Source organism: Streptomyces sp. HUAS YS2 (assembly GCF_033343995.1).
GTDB lineage: Bacteria > Actinomycetota > Actinomycetes > Streptomycetales > Streptomycetaceae > Streptomyces > Streptomyces solicathayae.
Genome location: NZ_CP137573.1, coordinates 5819410 through 5835606, shown reverse-complemented (window position 1 = coordinate 5835606; position 16197 = coordinate 5819410). Strand labels below are relative to the sequence as shown.

Below are 16197 nucleotides of genomic sequence, written 5' to 3'. Positions count from 1 at the left end.
GTGTGTGTGATGCACGGAACATCTGACCGGGACCCCCTACCGGGAACCGTGTACTGGTGGGTAACGTCCGGGCAGTCCAGTCGTGCTCTTCCCCCCACGAGAGCACCTCCCGGTCATGGACCGCACCGGTGCATCACACAGAGCCGTGGCGCCGGCGCCCGATGAGGAGCAGCAGTCTTGCGCGAGTTCAGCCTTCCGGCCCTGTACGAGGTCCCCACGGACGGCAACCTGACGGATCTCATCCGCCGCAACGCCTCCCAGCACCCAGACGTCGCCGTGATGGCGCGCAAAGTGGCGGGCGCCTGGGCCGACGTCACCGCCAAGCAGTTCCTCGCCGACGTGCGCGGGGTCGCCAAGGGCCTGATCGCCGCGGGCGTGGGGGTCGGCGACCGGGTCGCGCTGCTGTCCCGGACCCGGTACGAGTGGGTGCTGCTGGACTTCGCGATCTGGAGCGCGGGCGCGGTCACCGTGCCGGTGTACGAGACCAGCTCGCCGGAGCAGATCCAGTGGATCCTCGGCGACTCGGGCGCGACGCTCGTGCTCGTCGAGTCGGCGGCGCACCAGGAGTCGGTCGCCTCGGTGCAGGCCGAGCTGCCGGCCCTCAAGGGCGTCTGGCAGATCGAGGCGGACGCCGTCGCGCAGCTCACGGCGACCGGCGCTGACGTCTCCGACGAGCTGCTCGACGAGCGGATGTCGACGGCGCACGCCGACGACCCGGCGACGATCGTCTACACCTCGGGCACCACCGGCCGCCCCAAGGGCTGCGTGCTGACGCACCGGGCGTTCTTCGCCGAGTGCGGCAACCTGGTCGAGCGTCTGAAGCCGCTCTTCCGCACCGGCGACAGCTCGGTGATGCTCTTCCTGCCGGCCGCCCACGTCTTCGGGCGCATGGTGGAACTCGCGGCGGTCATGGCGCCGATCAGGCTCGGCTGCCTGCCGGACATCAAGAACCTCACCGACGAACTCGCCTCGTTCCGGCCCACCCTGATCCTCGGTGTGCCGCGCGTCTTCGAGAAGGTCTACAACTCCGCCCGGGCGAAGGCCCAGGCGGACGGCAAGGGCAAGATCTTCGACCGGGCGGCGCAGACGGCGATCGCCTACAGCCGGGCCACCAGCACGCCGCAGGGCGCTTCGCTCGGCCTGAGGATCAAGCACAAGGTCTTCGACAAGCTCGTCTACAGCAAGCTGCGTGCGGTGCTCGGCGGGCGCGGCGAGTACGCCATCTCCGGCGGCGCGCCGCTGGGCGAGCGGCTCGGCCACTTCTACCGCGGGATCGGCTTCACCGTCCTGGAGGGCTACGGCCTGACGGAGTCCTGCGCGGCGACGGCGTTCAACCCGTGGGACCGGCAGAAGATCGGCACGGTCGGTCAGCCGCTGCCGGGCTCGGTGGTGCGGATCGCCGACGACGGCGAGGTGCTGCTGCACGGCGAGCACATCTTCAAGGAGTACTGGAACAACGAGGCGGCCACGGCCGAGGCGCTGGCCGACGGGTGGTTCCACACCGGCGACATCGGCACCCTGGACGAGGACGGCTACCTCGCCATCACCGGGCGGAAGAAGGAGATCCTGGTGACGGCGGGCGGCAAGAACGTCGCCCCGGCGGTCATCGAGGACCGGATCCGCGCGCACGCGCTGATCGCGGAGTGCATGGTGGTCGGCGACGGCCGCCCGTTCGTGGGCGCGCTGGTCACCCTGGACGAGGAGTTCCTCACCCGCTGGGCCGCCGACCACGGCAAGCCGGCCGGCGCGACGGCGGCGACCCTCCGCGACGACGCGGAGCTGCTGGCGGAGATCCAGCGCGCGGTGGACGACGGCAACGCGGCGGTCTCGAAGGCCGAGTCGGTCCGCAAGTTCCGGATCCTGTCGGCCCAGTTCACCGAGGAGGCGGGGCACATCACCCCGTCCCTGAAGCTGAAGCGCAACGTGGTCGCGAAGGACTTCGCGGACGAGATCGAGGCGATCTACCGCGCGTAGCGCGGGAGTCGGACACCGAAGCCCGTGGCGCCCCTGAAGGGGGCGGCCACGGGCTTCGGTGCATCCCGGGGGAGAGAAGGCCGGGGACCGTCCGGCATCCGCACGGGGGCGCGCAGGGCTCGCCGGACGCCCGTCGCGGCGGCGACGGCCTTCGCGGCGCCCCGCGCGGGCCGTTCCCGGCAGGGGTTTCGCGGCGAACGGGCGCGCTACAGCAGCTTCTTCAGGTTCTCCGCGAGGAGGTCCCAGCGCCACTTCTCCTCGACCCATGCGCGGCCGCGTTCGCCCATGCGCCGGCGGAGTTCCGGGTCCTTGAGGAGGGTGACGACGCGCTCGGCGGAGTCCTCCGGGGCGGTGCCGCGGACGACCCAGCCGGTCTCGCCGTCGAGGACCGCGTCGGGGGCGCCGCCGGAGTCGCCGGCGACGACCGGCAGACCGGTGGCCGAGGCCTCCAGGTAGACGATGCCGAGGCCCTCGACGTCCAGGCCGCCGCGGCGGGTGCGGCAGGGCATCGCGAAGACGTCACCGGCGCCGTAGTGCGCCGGCAGCTCCTTCCACGGCACCGCGCCGGTGAAACGTACGGAATCGGCCACGCCGGTTTCACGGGCGAGCCGGTGCAGGGCGGCCTCGTACGGGCCGCCTCCGACGATCAGCAGCACCGCGTCCGGCACCTCGGCCAGGATCGCCGGCATGGCCCTGATCAGCGTGTCCTGACCCTTGCGCGGGACCAGCCGGGAGACGCAGACGACGACCGGGCGGTCCGTGAGCCCGAGGCGTTCGCGCACCTCGGCGCCGCCGGAGTCGGGGTGGAAGGTCTTCTCGTCCACGCCCGGCGGGAGCTGCGTCATCCTGGCCGCCGCCTCCGGCGTGAGCGCGGAGGCGATCCGGGAGCGGGTGTACTCGCCGAGGTAGGTGAGCGTGTCCGTGCCCTCGCCGATGCGCCGCAGCAGCTGCCGCGCGGCCGGGAGCTGCGCCCAGCCCGCCTCGTGCCCGTGGGTCGTCGCCACGATCCGCCGGGCGCCCGCGCGGCGCAGGACGGGCGCCATCAGGCCCAGCGGCGCCGCCGCGCCGAACCAGACCGACTCGCAGCCGTGCTCGCGCAGCAGCCCGACCGCGCGCGCTGTCACCCGGGGCGTGGGCAGCAGCATGGTGGTCCGGTCGCGCACCACCGTGAAAGGCTGCTCCGCGTCGAACGCCGCGGTGGCCGCCAGGCCCTCGCTGCCGCGCTTCCAGGTGGAGGCGTAGACGACGATCCGCTCGGGATCCAGACGGAGCGCCATGTTGTGCAGGAACGCCTGGATTCCACCGGGCCGTGGCGGGAAGTCGTTGGTTACGATCAAGGTCTTGTGCATCGCCGCCGACAGTAACCGACGGTCCCGCACGCTGGCTCGCGCACAACCCCGCCCGGCATCACAAACCCCGCATGTGCGGACATACAGGACAAGGACGAGGTAGGTATGACGGGCGCGACCGCGCGATCGACGATGACCGCACTCCGGCTCCCCCTCGCGGTGTGGGCCGTCACCCGGATCGTCCTGCTGCTCTGCGTGTTCAAGGTCGTCGTGGTCCCGGGCCCGGACGTCACCAGCGACATCTCGGTGATCTACCAGGGCTGGTACGAGGTCCTGAAGACCGGCACGTACCCGCTGGACGACGTCACCTGGCAGTACCCGCCCGGCGCCGCCCTCGCCGTCCTCTCCCCCGGCCTGCTGCCCTTCCTGGACTACCCGTCCGCCTTCTTCCTGCTCGCCTGCGCCGCCGACGCCGTCGTGTTCGGACTGCTGCTGTACGCGGGCCGGCGCCCGGGCCGCACCCTGCGCGGCGCGTGGCTGTGGGTCGCGGGCGTGCCTCTGCTCGGCCCGACCGCGTACGCCCGCTACGACCTGATGGTGACCGCGGTCGCCGCCGCCGCGCTCCTGGCGGGCCTGCGCCGCCCCGGCGTCCTCGGCGCGCTGGCCGCGTTCGGCGCGCTCCTGAAGGTGTGGCCGGCGCTGCTGCTCGCCGGTACCCCGCGCGGCCGGGCGACCCTGCGCTCCTGGTCCTCCGGGGCCGCCGTGGGCGTGGCGCTGCTGCTGGTGTTCAGCGCGTGGATGCCCGGCGGGTTCGCCTTCCTGACCTTCCAGCGGGACCGCGGCACGGAGGTCGAGTCGCTGGGTTCGCTGGTCTTCCACGTGGCCCGGCACTTCGGCTGGGAGGGCCAGGTGCTGCTGAACTACGGCTCGGTGGAGTTCCTCGGCCCGTACGTCCCGCTGGTCAGCACGGCGTCGATGGCACTGACCGCGGCCGTGTTCGGCTGGCTGCTGCTGTGGCGCATCCGAGCCCGGGAGTTCACGACGACGACCCCGGCGGACGCCGCGTTCACGGCGGTGCTGCTGTTCACGCTGACCAGCCGGGTGATCAGCCCGCAGTACATGATCTGGCTGGTGGGGCTCGCCGCGGTGTGTCTGGCGTACCGGTCCAGCAGGATGCGCAGGCCCGCCCATCTGGTGCTCGCGGCGACGGCGGTGACGCAGTTCGAGTTCCCGGTGTGGTTCTCGCACGTCGTGGACAGCGACCCGCTCGGCCTGGCCCTGCTGGTGCTCCGCAACGGCCTGCTGGTCTGGGCCTCGGTCGCCGCCTGCCGCGTCCTGTGGTTCCAGACGGTCACCGAGCCCCGGCTGCGCGCCACCGTCCCCGCGCCGTCCCGCGAGGCGGCTCAGCCCACCCGCGACAAGAGCCTGCTCGGCTCCTGATCCGCCGTCCGACCGGTGCGCCGGCGCAGTACGGCGAGGGCACCGCACTGCGCGGCCATCGCGAGCGCCATCGCCAGGCAGATCCCGGGCAGCCCCAGGCCGGCCGGACCTGACAGGCCGTACGCGAGCGGCAGCTGGAGCAGCACGCCCGCGAAGGTGATCCGGGCGAGCACCGGACTGGCGCCGCCGCCCTCGAACACCCCGGCCAGGGCGATGAACCCGGCCATGAGGACGAGGTACGGGCCGAGGCAGCGCAGGAACAGCGCCCCGGCGGCGGCGACGTCCGGCGCCGCGCCGAAGCCGCGCAGCACGAGGTCGGCGGTGAGCAGCAGGAGCACGGCCGCGGCCGTGCCGAGCGCGCCGCCGACCACGAGGGCCTGGCGGCCGACGACCCCGCGCGCGTCGTGGCCGGCCCCGAGCAGGTGGGCGGTGTGGATGGCGGCGGCCTGGCGCACCGCGTAGAAGGCCATGGTGGCGACGTACATGGCCTTGGTGGCGATGCCGTACGCGGCGACCTCGACGACGCCGAGGCGGGCGACGGTCGTGACGAGGGCGAGCGTTCCGGTCATCCGGACGACGAAGTCGACGGACATCGGCAGTCCGGTGGCGGCGGTGCGGCGCAGCGCCGCGAGGGTGCCGCCGGTGCCACCGGCCCGGGCGGACTCCTTCAGGAGGGCGTTGCGGCGCAGCGCGAACAGCCCGGCGGCGAGCGCGACGGCGCGCCCCGTGACGGTGGCGACGGCCGCGCCCCGGATCCCGTACGCGTGGATGAGCAGCGGGTCGAGGACCAGGATCAGCCCGTTGGCGAGGAAGGCGAGGCGCATCGGGGTGCGGGTGTCGCCCGCGCCCTTGAGGATGCCGTCGACGACGTTGCCGGCGAAGAAGACGGCCGTGCCGGGCAGCGCGATCGCGAAGTAGCCCGCGGCGAGCGGGAGGGCGGCGGAGTCGCCGAGGAGCAGGCGGGCCAGCGGCTCGCGGAGCAGGAAGCCACCGACGGCGACCGGCGGGATCAGCAGCGCGCAGAGCGCGGTCCCGCCGCGGACGGCGGCGCGCACACCGGCCGGGTCGTCCGCGCCGCGCGCCCGGGCGACGAGGACGGTGGTGCCGGAGCCGGCCATCAGCACGACGCCGAGCAGCACGTTCTCTACGTTGCCGGCCACGGCGACGGCGGCGACGGCGGCCGGTCCGAGACGGGCCACCCAGACCATGTTGATGACCCCGGCGGCGACGGACGCGAGCAGCTCGAAGTAGACGGGGTACGCGAGCGAGACGAGTCGCCTGCGGTGTTCCATGAATCCCCCTCGAATCGCGTACCTCGTTTCGAGGCACCTCGATGAGAGGTACCATGATGAGGGCAGACGCGACAAGTCCGAGAGGAGAGCGGGTTGCTGGAGCTGACGATCCTGGGCTTCCTGCACGACGGCCCGTTGCACGGCTACGAGTTGAAGGAGCGCATCCAGGCGCTGAGCGGCCACGTCCGGCCGGTCAGCGACGGCGCGCTGTACCCGGCGATCACCCGCATGGTGACGGCGGGCCTGCTGGAGAGCCGCACCGAACCGGGCGCGGGCGGAGCCTCGCGCCGGACACTGTCGCTCACGGACGCGGGCCGGGCGAGGCTGCGGGCCCTGCTCGGCGAGCCGAAGGACGCGGACATCTCCGACGGGCAGCGCTTCAACACCGTCCTGGCGTTCCTCGGCGTCCTCGGCGACCCCGCCGCGCAGGCCGCTGTCCTGCGCCGCCGGCTGGATTTCCTGGAGACCCCGGCCAGCTTCTTCTACCGCGACGGCGAACCGGTCCGCGCGGAGCGCGAACCGGACGTCTTCCGCGCCGGAATGCTCCGCATCGCCCGGGCGACGGGCACGGAGGAGAAGGCGTGGCTGCGGGAGACGCTGGCGGTGCTGGAGGGCTGACGCCCGTCAGGCCAGGCGTTCTCGCAGGTACGCCCGCCACTCGGCGGTGAAGGCGTCCGGTGTCGTCGACAGGACGTCGTGGAGGGCCTTCTCGACCGCGCCCGCGCGCCCCGGGTGGGCACCGACCGCCGCGTAGAACGCGGTCAGCTTCGCCTCGCCCCAGCGCTCGGCGACGAGTTCACAGGCCAGCCAGCCCGACTCGTACGCGCGGGCCAGCGCGTCCCCGTCGCCCGAGAAGGCGAACGCCTCGTCCTCCGGGAGCCGGTCCGGGGGCGTGCCGTCCTGGACCGCGCGGCGGAGTTCGGGCGCCGCCTGGGCGGCCGTGCGACCGCTGCCCCGGTACGCGGCCCAGTCCGCGAAGCCCTCCGAGAGCCACATCGGGGTGGCCGCCGAGGTGTGCGCGCGGGTCGCCACATGGGTCGTCTCGTGGGTCAGCACGACCTGTCGGCCGAAGGTGCCGAGCACCCCGTACGCGTCCGGGTTCACGATGACCCGGTCCGCGGGCGCGTCCGCCCCGCCGCCGGTCTCGCCGGTGGTGACCGCCGCGATCCCCCGGTACCCGGCCGCCGGGGCGCCGAGGAGCCGCCCCATCGCGTCCAGCGAGGCGGGCACGAGGATGACCACCCGGCCGGTCCAGGGCCGCGGCCAGGCGGCCGAGACAGCGGGCACCGCCCGGTCCGCCTCGGCGGCGATCGCACGCAGCCGCGCCGCGCTCTGGCCGACGCCCAGGACGAGGCTGCGCCCGCCGCGCACCACCTCGACGTCGCCCTGCTGCCAGAGCTGCTGGGAGGCCCCCGCGCCGTCGCGCTCGGCGGTGACGTACCAGCGGTCGTCCCGCTCGGTCAGCTCCAGCTCGCGCGGGGTCGTGACGGGGCCGGAGTCGTAGCCCCGGATCCGGTACCGGAGATCCGCGCGGACGACAGCCCGCCCCGGCCCGGTCCGGTCGATGTCGGTCACCCGGTACGTCCACGATCCGAACGGCACGTCCGCCAAGTGGTCGTACTCGCGCCGCGCGGCCGTCACGGCCGCCGTGGCACCGGGGTCGAAGGCGGCGACGTACCCGGCCGGATCGTGGCGGAGCACCGCCCCCGCACGGGAGTCGAGGAGCCGCTGGATCTCGCGGGCCGCGGGGTCGGCGGGCCCGGAGGCGGTCACACAGCCGGCGAGCAGCCCGGCGAGCGCGAGCAGGGTCAGCAGGACGACGACCGCGCGTCGCGCCCCTCCACTCCCCTGACCTGCCACCCTTCCGATCGTACGGTCACACCCGGGTGACCGTGACGTGGGACATCATCCCGACCGGGTCGTAGCGGACCTTGGCGCCCGGGTAGGGGGCGTGGATCACCTGCCCGTTCCCGGCGTAGATCGCCACATGGCTGGCGTCGCCCCGGTACGTCACGAGGTCGCCCGGCCGCGCCTGCGAGAGCGGCACCTGCCGGCCGGCGTGACGCTGCGCCTGCGAGGTGCGCGGCAGGCTGACGCCGGCCTGCCGGTACGACCACACCATCAGGCCGGAGCAGTCGAAGCCGGACGGGCCGGTCGCGCCCCACACGTACGGCCTGCCGACCGCGCTGCGGGCTGCCATCACGGCCGCGGCGGCCCGGGACGAGGAGGCGCCGAGGCCCTCCAGCGGCGGGAGTTCGCCGTCCCGCCCGGACCGGGACGCCCGGTCGAAGTCCGCCCGCTCGTCGGCGGGCAGCGCCGCAAGCACCCGCCGGGCCTCGGCGAGTTTGCGTTCGACGGTGCGCTTGTGCCGGGCCACCTGCTGTCGGCTGCGCTCCAGTTCGGCGAGCGCGCGCCCGGCCTCCTCGCGCACCTGCGCCGACCGGCGCAGTTCCTCGCGGAGTTCGCGGAGCGCGTCGCTCTGCCGGGCGGTCACCCGGTCGAGCACCGCGGCCCGGTCCAGGTAGGTGTCGGGCTTCGAGGAGAGCAGCAGGTCGAGCACCGGGTCGATGCCCCCGGAGCGGTACTGCGCCCCGGCCAGCGTGCCGAGCGCGCCGCGCATCCGGTTGATCCGCTCCTGGCCGCGCGCCACGCCGTCCCGGGCCCGGGAGACCTGCGCGCGCAGCCGGTCGGCGCGCTCGTCGGCCTTGTTGTAGCCCTCGGTGGCGCGTTCGGCCTCCTCGAAGAGCCGGTCGACGGTGGCCCTGGTGGCCTCCGGGCCGCCCTGCGGATCGGCGTTCGCCGGGACGGCGCCGCCGAGGGCCGCGGCGGCGGTGGCCGCCGCCGCGGACAGAACGGTGGCCTTGGAGGGCCGGCGATGGGACGCCACGTACGGCGCTCCTTTCCGCTGGACGCACAGGTCGCGTGCACGACGTGTGTGACGCCTGAGGCGTCGTCGCGACGGCAGACAGTAACCCGTCGACCACGGAGCGACCAACGAACGCGCCGCGTACGCACAGTGACGCCCCGCCGGAGATCACAGGTCACCGGCGGGGCGTGGAGTCAGCGGAGGAACGGGCGATTCGCCCGATCGGACGTCAGATGCGGACGCCGAACTGGAAGGTGCCCATGTAGTCCATGGACTCGTAGCGGACGACCGCGCCCGGCTTCGGGGCGTGCAGGATCGTGTTGTTGCCCGCGTACAGGCCCACGTGCGAAAGGCTGTTGAAGAAGACCAGGTCACCCGGCTTGAGCTGGCTGCGGCCGATCTTCACGCCGTCGTTCTGCTGCGTGTAGGTGGTGCGGCTGAGCCGGACACCGGCCTGCCGGTACGACCACTGCGTGAGACCGGAGCAGTCGTACGAGTTGGGGCCCTCGGCGCCGGAGACGTACGGCTTGCCGAGCTGCGTGGCGGCGGCGTTGAGGGCGGCGGCGCCGCGCTGGGAGGCGGGGACCTCGTTGCCGAGGTCGACGCGGTCACCGGCGGCGCGGCTGGCGCGCTGCTCCTCGGCCCGCATCTTGGCGCGCTCGTCGGCGGTCAGCGTGTTGAGCAGCTTCTGCGCCTCGGCGAGCTTGCCCTGGAAGGACTTCTTCTTCTCGCCGAGCGTCTTGCGGACGCTCTCCAGGTCGGCGAGCTTCGTGGTCGCCTCGGCCCGCTGCTGGGCGAGGGTCCGCTGCTTCTCCTGGATCGACTGGAGCACATCGGCCTGCTTGGCGCTCAACTGGTCGATCGCGGACGCCTTGTCGAGGTAGGTGTCCGGGTCGGAGGAGAGGAACAGCTGGATCGACGGGTCGATGCCGCCGGACCGGTACTGGGCGCTGGCGACCGAACCGATGCTGTCGCGCAGCGTGTTGAGCTCGGCCTGACCGCGGGCCACCTTGTCCTGAAGGGCGCTGATCTCCTTCTGGAGGTTGCCGCGGCGCTCCTCGGCCAGGTTGTACTGCTCCGTGGCCTCCTCGGCCTCGTGGTGGAGCTTGTCGACCTTCGACTTGACCTCGTCGACCTTCGGCTTCGGCGCGGCCTGGGCGCCGGCGTTGGCGGACAGGGCGACGGCCGCGGCGGCGGTGGCGGTGAGCACGGTCACGCGGGTGCGGCTCGGCTGCTTGGGACGACGGTGGGACGCCACGAAGGCGATCTCCTTCTGCCTCGAGCCGCCTGGCCGCGGGTGGGCAGGCGGTCCTTCACTGCCATCCCGGATGGATGATCAACCGCGCGAAGGTTCGAGGCCCGACCCTAGTGACCAAGTTGTGATCAGTTCAAATCCTCATGCGAAAAATCTCGCCCACGCAGCACATTATTTACATACACCACACGGGCAGTAGCGGCCACTTGACCCTGCGCCCTCCAGAATTCGGGCATTGCGCCCAGGAGTTGCCGAGCCCTCACGAGAGGCGCGAAAGGCGCTTCAGCAACAAGACGGACGCGACCGGCCGGGCGCCGGCCTTGGCGACGCCGTCGGCGACCTCGCGGTCGGTGGACACCACGACCACCGGCCGGCCGGGCGGCTCGGCGCGGACCAGCTGGCGGATCAACTCGTCCGCGGTGACGCCGGGCTTGGAGAACAGCACGCGCACCCCGCGCGGCGGCGCGAGCAGCACCGGGGCGGCCAGCTCGGCCCCGTCGAAGACGCAGGTGACCTCGGCGCCCGAACGGGCCGCGAGCGCGGACAGGCCGCCGAGCAGCCGCAGCCGCTGCTTCTCCAGCGGCATCGTCGGATAGCCGGTCTTGGTCACGTTGTAACCGTCCACCACCAGGTGCGCCTGGGGCAGCGCGAGCAGCTGGTCGAGGAGCGCGGGGTCGGTCTCGGACAGCGCGCGGTTGGCGATGTCCTTCGGCGACATCCGGCCCGGCTCCACCGCGTCGACCGTGTCGGCGGGGTGCACGGAGACCGGGGGCAGGGCCAGTTCGCGGCGCAACCCCTGCGCGGCGTCGAGCACGGTGTCGAGCAGCAGCCGCAGCCGCATGTCCTCCACCGAGCGCCCCTCGCGGGCGGCGCGCCGGCTGGCCTCCAGGGCCGCCTCCACCTCGCCGAGCCGGGACTTGAGCCGGCGGCTCTCGCTCTCGGCGGCCGACACCTGCGCTCCGGCCTCGGCCCGGATCGCGTCGATCTCGCCCTGGGTGCGGCGCAGCGCGGCCTCGCCGCGCTTCACGTCGCTCTGGGCGCTGCGCAGCTTGCGGTGAAGCGATTCCGCTTCCTTCCGGGCCGCCTCCAGGTCGTGGCGCAGCTGCTCGGTCTCGGCGCGGCCCCGCTCCTTGGCGGTCGCGACCTCCTCGCGCAGCCGCTCCAGTTCGCGCCGGCCGGCCTCGTCGGCCCGCTCGGCGTCGGCCCGCTGGGCCTCCTCGCCCGCGGCGGCCACCAGCTTGACCCAGCCGGCCGGCCGCAGCACGTACGCGGCGGCGGCGACGTCCACGGGATCGGCCGCGGCCGGCGGGGCGCCGGACTCGACCGCCCCGGCCAGCTCCGGCTCGGCCTCCCGGAACCGCTCGCCGATCCGCTGCCGGAACAGCGGGTCGCCCTCCAGGGCGGTGGCCATGGCGTTGCCCGCGAACTTGGCTCGGCGACTCGGGGTGAAACGGGCGTACTGCCGCAGAGCAGCCGGAAGCTCAGCGACCGTCAGCCCGCCGAAGGCGTCGGAGACCAGCGCGACGACCCGTCGCCGCACGCCTTCCGGCAGCGGTCGGTCGAGCGCCTCGGCGGCGTCGCCGGCCGCACCGGCCGGCTCACCGTCCCGTGCGGGCTGCTCCACGTTCCGTCACCTCGTTGTCGTCCGCGCCGTGCGTCAGGAAGCCGTACCCGGCCTGTCCACCAGTTCGATCTGGTCCACCGCGTTGCACCAGCGGCAGCGGACCGACTCGATGGTCTCACTGACCACCTCGCGCTCCTCCACGGTGGGCTCGCCGGCCAGGTCCAGATGGACGTACTCGACGACCTTCGAGGACCGTGTCACGTCGAAGCGGGTCAGGTTTCCGCAGAGCGTGCAGCGCCAGCGGGTCTCGGCGGTCGGCTGGGGAACCGTCGTCATCGTGCCGTCCTTCTTTTCCTGTCCAGGGGGCCCGCGGTGCGCCGTCGAACTGCGGAGGTACTGCCCGCAACCCTACGGCCTCCCGGGTATCCCATGTCGCGGCGAGGCACTCTGTCCCGCTCGGTCCCGGTACGACATGATCTGGGAGTGATCGACTGGCGGGGAACGGCGCGCAACGTGAGGCACGGACCGACGGTGACGTACGGCCTCATCGCGGCCTGCTGCCTGGTCTTCCTGATCGGTCCGGTGTCCGGGTTGAACCCGGTGTACGGCACGGGCGACCAGCTCCTCGCCGCGCAGAGCGACTGGTTCCGCCGCTGGGGGGTGGTCCCCGCCGAGCTGATGAGCAGCGAGCCGCACGCCCTGCTCACCCCGCTGACCGCACTGTTCGTACACGGCAGCTGGCTGCACCTGCTGGGGAACATGCTCTTCCTCTCCGTCTTCGGCGCGATGGCGGAGGAGCGGATGGGCGCGGTGGAGTTCCTCCTCTTCTATCTGGGCTGCGGATACCTCGCCCTGTTGGCGTACGCGGCCGCGCACGCCAACAGCGAGCAGACGCTGGTCGGGGCCTCGGGAGCGATCTCCGCGGTGCTGGGGGCGTTCCTGTTCCTCTTCCCCCGCGCCCGGGTGACCAGCCTGTTCCCCTTCCTGCTGTTCCTGCCGCTGCGCTTCCCCGCCTGGATGGTGCTGGTCTTCTGGTTCGTGCTGCAGTGGCTCGCGGCCCGCTCCGCGGGGCCGGGACCCGGCGTGGCGTACCTGGCGCACGTGGTGGGGTTCGCGGCCGGCTTCCTCTACGCCTGGGGACGCTTCCGCGGTGGCGCTAAGGTGAAGGCTCCAGCCGCGGCGACCGAGGGAGAACGCCAGCCATGATCACCGCGATCGTGCTCATCAAGACCAGCGTGGACCGCATTCCCGAGATCGCCGAGTCGATCGCGGCGCTCGAGAACGTCAGCGAGGTCTTCTCGGTGACCGGCACGTACGACCTGATCGCCATGGTCCGGGTCTCCCGCCACGACGACCTGGCGGACGTGATCCCCGGCCGCATCAGCAAGATCCCCGGTGTCGAGGGCACGGACACCCACGTCGCGTTCCGCACGTACTCGCAGCACGACCTGGAGGCGGCCTTCGCCATCGGCCTGGAGTCGTAGCGGGCCCTCATGACGGCACGGTGAAGGGGTCTCCCGTCCGGGGGACCCCTTCACTCGTACGAGTGGGTGCTCAGCCGCGGTCCGGGACGCAACGGCCGTCCTCGGTGCGGTAGTTCCACTGCGCGCCGTCGCGGACCAGCTCCTTCACGGCCCGCACGAACCGCTCCACGTGCTCGTCCGGCGTACCGGCGCCGAAGCTCACCCGGATGGCGTTGAGCGACCTCCCCCAGCCTTCGGCCGGGGGGACCCCCACCCCCGGCTCCGCCTCCGGCGCGCCGCACTCGCCGATCTGCTGCGGGTCGCTGCCCAGCAGGGTGCGGACCAGCGGGTGGGCGCAGAACAGGCCGTCGCGGACGCCGATGCCGTACTCGGCGGAGAGCGCGGCGGCGAAGTGCGAGCTGTTCCAGCCCTCGACGACGAACGAGATGACGCCGACGCGCGGCGCGTCGTCGCCGAACAGGGAGAGCACCTTCACCTCGGGCACCTCGGCCAGGCCGGCCCGGACGGTGTCGATCAGGTGCTGCTCGCGGGCGACCAGCGTGTCGAACCCGGCCTCGGTGAGCGCCTTGCAGGCGGAGGCGATGGAGTAGACGCCGATGACGTTCGGCGAACCGGCCTCGTGGCGCGCGGCGGTGGTGTGCCACTCGACGTCCACGCCGCCGTCGGTCCGGCGGGCCACCTTGCGCGACGCGCCGCCGCCGGCGAGGTACGGGGCCGCGTCCTGCAGCCAGTCGGCGCGGCCGGCCAGCACGCCGGAGCCGAACGGCGCGTACAGCTTGTGCCCGGAGAACGCGACCCAGTCGACGTCCAACTCCCGTACGGAGACGGGGTGGTGGGGGGCGAGCTGGGCGGCGTCCAGGACGATCCGGGCGCCGTGCGCGTGGGCGGCCGCGGCCAGCTCCCGTACCGGCCACAGCTCGCCGGTGACGTTGGAGGCGCCGGTCACGCAGACGAGGGCCGGGCCGTTGGGCTCACGGCCGGCGAGCGCGCGCTCCAGGGTGTCGACCGCCTGCTGCGGGGTGCGCGGCGCATTGAGGTAGGTGACCCGGGCGTCCTTCCAGGGCAGCAACGAGGCGTGGTGCTCGGTCTCGAAGACGAACACCTGGCAGTCGGCGGGCAGGACGGCGGCGAGCAGGTTGAGCGAGTCGGTGGTCGAGCGGGTGAAGACGACCTGGTCGTCCTCGCGGCAGTCGAGGAACTCGGCGACGGTGACCCGGCTGTTCTCGAACAGGTCGGTGGAGAGCTGCGAGAGGTACCCGGCGCCGCGGTGCACGCTGCCGTAGTACGGCGCGTACGCGGCGACGTCGTCCCACACCCGCTGCAGGGCCGGCGCGCTGGCCGCGTAGTCGAGCGCGGCGTACGTGACCTCGCCGCCGATCACGAGCGGGACGGTGACGTCGCGGCCGAGGACGGGCAGCGGGGCGGCACAGCAGGGGTCGGCGGCCGGCTCGGCGACGGCGGAGGTGGCGGCGGTGGCGACGGCGGCGTGCGGGCGTGCGGACATGGCGGTATCTCCCGGCAGGACAAGGCGAAAGGCGTGAAGGGGCCCGCAGGGCAGCACGAAGTGACGTGCCGGACACGGGTGTTGCCTCGACGCACGGCGAGAAAGGGGCCGCACGGAGGTGGGGAGGAGGGGGCCGGAGGCCCTAACGCATTCGCTTGCTCACGAGACTGCTCCCTTGAGGACCAGGACCCCAGGGTGTCGCAGGGGTCCGCGCTTGCCGTGGACCTTGCTGTCCACGGCCTGGTCTTCACCCGGGGCACCCCGCCACGGACGGAGGGTTGCCGGACAGCGAGCCGGGGCTTCGTAGCTGTCACTCATGACCTGGCCAAGAAGTTATGCCACGTGATCGCCCCGACGCAACCCGTGTCCGGGATCCGGGACGCGAAAGAGGGGCCCGGACGACCCCGGACCCCTCTGCCGCACGCCCAATCGCTACGCGTTGCTCACGGCCACCCAGCGCTCCAGCGCCCGGCGCGCGGACCCCGAGTCGATCGACTCGGCGGCCTGCTCCATTCCGGCCCGCAGCTGCTCCGCCAGGGTGCCGCTGCCGGGGTTCAGGGCGGTCAGTGCCGCCGCCGAATTGAGCAGGACGGCGTCCCGTACCGGACCGGTCTCGCCGGCCAGCAGGCGCCGGGCCACGTCCGCGTTGTACGAGGCGTCGGCGCCGCGCAGCGCCTCCACGGGGACCAGCTCGATGCCGACGTCCCGCGGGTCGAAGGACTCCTCGCGCACCGCGCCGTCGCGGACCACCCACACCTTGGAGGTGGCGGTGGTGGTCAGCTCGTCCAGGCCGTCGTCGCCGCGGAAGACCAGGGCGGAGGAGCCCCGCTCGGCCAGTACGCCGGCCATGATCGGGGCCATCCGAGGGTCGGCCACACCGGTCGCCTGTGCCTTCACCCGGGCCGGGTTGGTGAGCGGGCCGAGGAAGTTGAAGACGGTGCGCACGCCGAGCTGGCCGCGGGCCGCGGCGACGTGGCGCAGCGCCGGGTGGAACTTCACCGCGAAGCAGAAGGTCACGCCTGCCTCCTCGGCGACCTCGACGACCCGCTTCGGGGTGAGCTCCAGGTTGACGCCGAGCTTCTCCAGGACGTCCGAGGACCCGGAGGCGGAGGACGCGGCCCGGTTGCCGTGCTTGACGACCTTGGCCCCGGTGCCGGCCACCACGATCGCCGACATGGTGGAGATGTTGACCGTCTTCGCGCCGTCGCCGCCGGTGCCGACGATGTCCACGGAGGGGCCGGAGACGTCGATCAGGTTGGCGTGCGCGTACATCGCCTCGACCAGACCGGTCAGCTCCTGGACCGTCTCCCCCTTGGCCCGCAGCGCCACCGCGAAGCCGGCGATCTGGGCGTCGGTGGCCTCGCCGCTCATGATGCGGTCCATCGCCCACGCCGTGGCCTCGGTGCTCAGGTCCTCACCGGCCAGCAGGGTGTTCAGGACGACGGGCCAGGAGCGGCCCGCCGTGGTAGTGCCTCCAGCGGGGGTCACAGCGCTCATGGTCGCTCCTCGTCGTACGGAAAGTGGTTACC

General features: G+C 73.1%; 14 protein-coding genes and 1 riboswitch. Of the genes, 5 read left to right on the top strand and 9 right to left on the bottom strand.

Annotation, left to right across the window (positions count from 1 at the left end; genetic code table 11):
- Nucleotides 1-177 precede the first annotated feature (177 nt).
- Nucleotides 178-1974: an AMP-dependent synthetase/ligase gene (locus R2D22_RS27025; RefSeq protein WP_318107281.1), complete on the top strand. Its 1797-nt coding sequence runs from the start codon at nt 178-180 to the stop codon at nt 1972-1974.
- 206 nt (nt 1975-2180) lie between these two features.
- Here R2D22_RS27025 and R2D22_RS27020 read toward each other — a convergent pair whose 3' ends face one another.
- Entirely contained in the window at nt 2181-3323 is a 1143-nt protein-coding gene (locus tag R2D22_RS27020) for a glycosyltransferase family 4 protein (RefSeq protein WP_318107280.1), read from the bottom strand.
- Between the two features lie 105 nt (nt 3324-3428).
- Here R2D22_RS27020 and R2D22_RS27015 point away from each other — a divergent pair, with 105 nt between their 5' ends.
- Entirely contained in the window at nt 3429-4703 is a 1275-nt protein-coding gene (locus tag R2D22_RS27015; protein ID WP_318107279.1) for a glycosyltransferase 87 family protein, read from the top strand.
- On the opposite strand, the gene R2D22_RS27010 is transcribed toward R2D22_RS27015, so the two are convergent.
- Complete coding sequence (locus R2D22_RS27010; protein ID WP_318107278.1) at nt 4667-5995, bottom strand: MATE family efflux transporter; 1329 nt, start codon at nt 5993-5995, stop codon at nt 4667-4669. The two genes, R2D22_RS27015 and R2D22_RS27010, sit on opposite strands and share 37 nt — an antisense overlap.
- A gap of 93 nt (nt 5996-6088) precedes the next feature.
- On the opposite strand from R2D22_RS27010, the gene R2D22_RS27005 reads away from it, so the two are divergent.
- A complete protein-coding gene (locus R2D22_RS27005; protein ID WP_318107277.1) occupies nt 6089-6613 on the top strand; it encodes a PadR family transcriptional regulator in 525 nt (174 codons plus the stop codon).
- A 6-nt stretch (nt 6614-6619) separates the two neighbouring features.
- Here R2D22_RS27005 and R2D22_RS27000 read toward each other — a convergent pair whose 3' ends face one another.
- The 5 genes from R2D22_RS27000 to R2D22_RS26980 form a co-directional block, all read right to left on the bottom strand.
- On the bottom strand, nt 6620-7855 hold the full coding sequence (locus tag R2D22_RS27000; RefSeq protein ID WP_318107276.1) for a hypothetical protein: 1236 nt from the start codon (nt 7853-7855) through the stop codon (nt 6620-6622).
- Between the two features lie 16 nt (nt 7856-7871).
- Complete coding sequence (locus R2D22_RS26995; protein ID WP_318107275.1) at nt 7872-8882, bottom strand: C40 family peptidase; 1011 nt, start codon at nt 8880-8882, stop codon at nt 7872-7874.
- Nucleotides 8883-9090: 208 nt separating this feature from the next.
- On the bottom strand, nt 9091-10119 hold the full coding sequence (locus R2D22_RS26990) for a C40 family peptidase (RefSeq protein ID WP_318107274.1): 1029 nt from the start codon (nt 10117-10119) through the stop codon (nt 9091-9093).
- 256 nt (nt 10120-10375) lie between these two features.
- Nucleotides 10376-11740, bottom strand: a complete 1365-nt coding sequence (locus R2D22_RS26985; protein ID WP_318107273.1) for an NYN domain-containing protein — start codon at nt 11738-11740, stop codon at nt 10376-10378.
- Nucleotides 11741-11773: 33 nt separating this feature from the next.
- Nucleotides 11774-12016, bottom strand: a complete 243-nt coding sequence (locus R2D22_RS26980; RefSeq protein ID WP_318107272.1) for a hypothetical protein — start codon at nt 12014-12016, stop codon at nt 11774-11776.
- Between the two features lie 93 nt (nt 12017-12109).
- On the opposite strand from R2D22_RS26980, the gene R2D22_RS26975 reads away from it, so the two are divergent.
- On the top strand, nt 12110-12886 hold the full coding sequence (locus R2D22_RS26975; protein WP_411977081.1) for a rhomboid family intramembrane serine protease: 777 nt from the start codon (nt 12110-12112) through the stop codon (nt 12884-12886).
- Nucleotides 12883-13164, top strand: a complete 282-nt coding sequence (locus R2D22_RS26970) for an Lrp/AsnC family transcriptional regulator (RefSeq protein ID WP_318107271.1) — start codon at nt 12883-12885, stop codon at nt 13162-13164. The genes R2D22_RS26975 and R2D22_RS26970 overlap by 4 nt, the downstream gene beginning before the upstream one ends.
- A 70-nt stretch (nt 13165-13234) precedes the next feature.
- Here the strand turns inward: R2D22_RS26970 and R2D22_RS26965 are convergent, their stop codons facing one another.
- Together R2D22_RS26965 and trpD are read right to left on the bottom strand one after the other, a co-directional pair.
- Nucleotides 13235-14668 (bottom strand): aminotransferase class V-fold PLP-dependent enzyme, encoded by a 1434-nt coding sequence (locus R2D22_RS26965; protein WP_318107270.1) that lies wholly within the window; start codon nt 14666-14668, stop codon nt 13235-13237.
- Between the two features lie 205 nt (nt 14669-14873).
- Nucleotides 14874-14990: riboswitch (SAM riboswitch) on the bottom strand.
- A gap of 110 nt (nt 14991-15100) precedes the next feature.
- A complete protein-coding gene (gene trpD, locus R2D22_RS26960; protein ID WP_318107269.1) occupies nt 15101-16165 on the bottom strand; it encodes an anthranilate phosphoribosyltransferase in 1065 nt (354 codons plus the stop codon).
- Nucleotides 16166-16197: the final 32 nt, after the last annotated feature.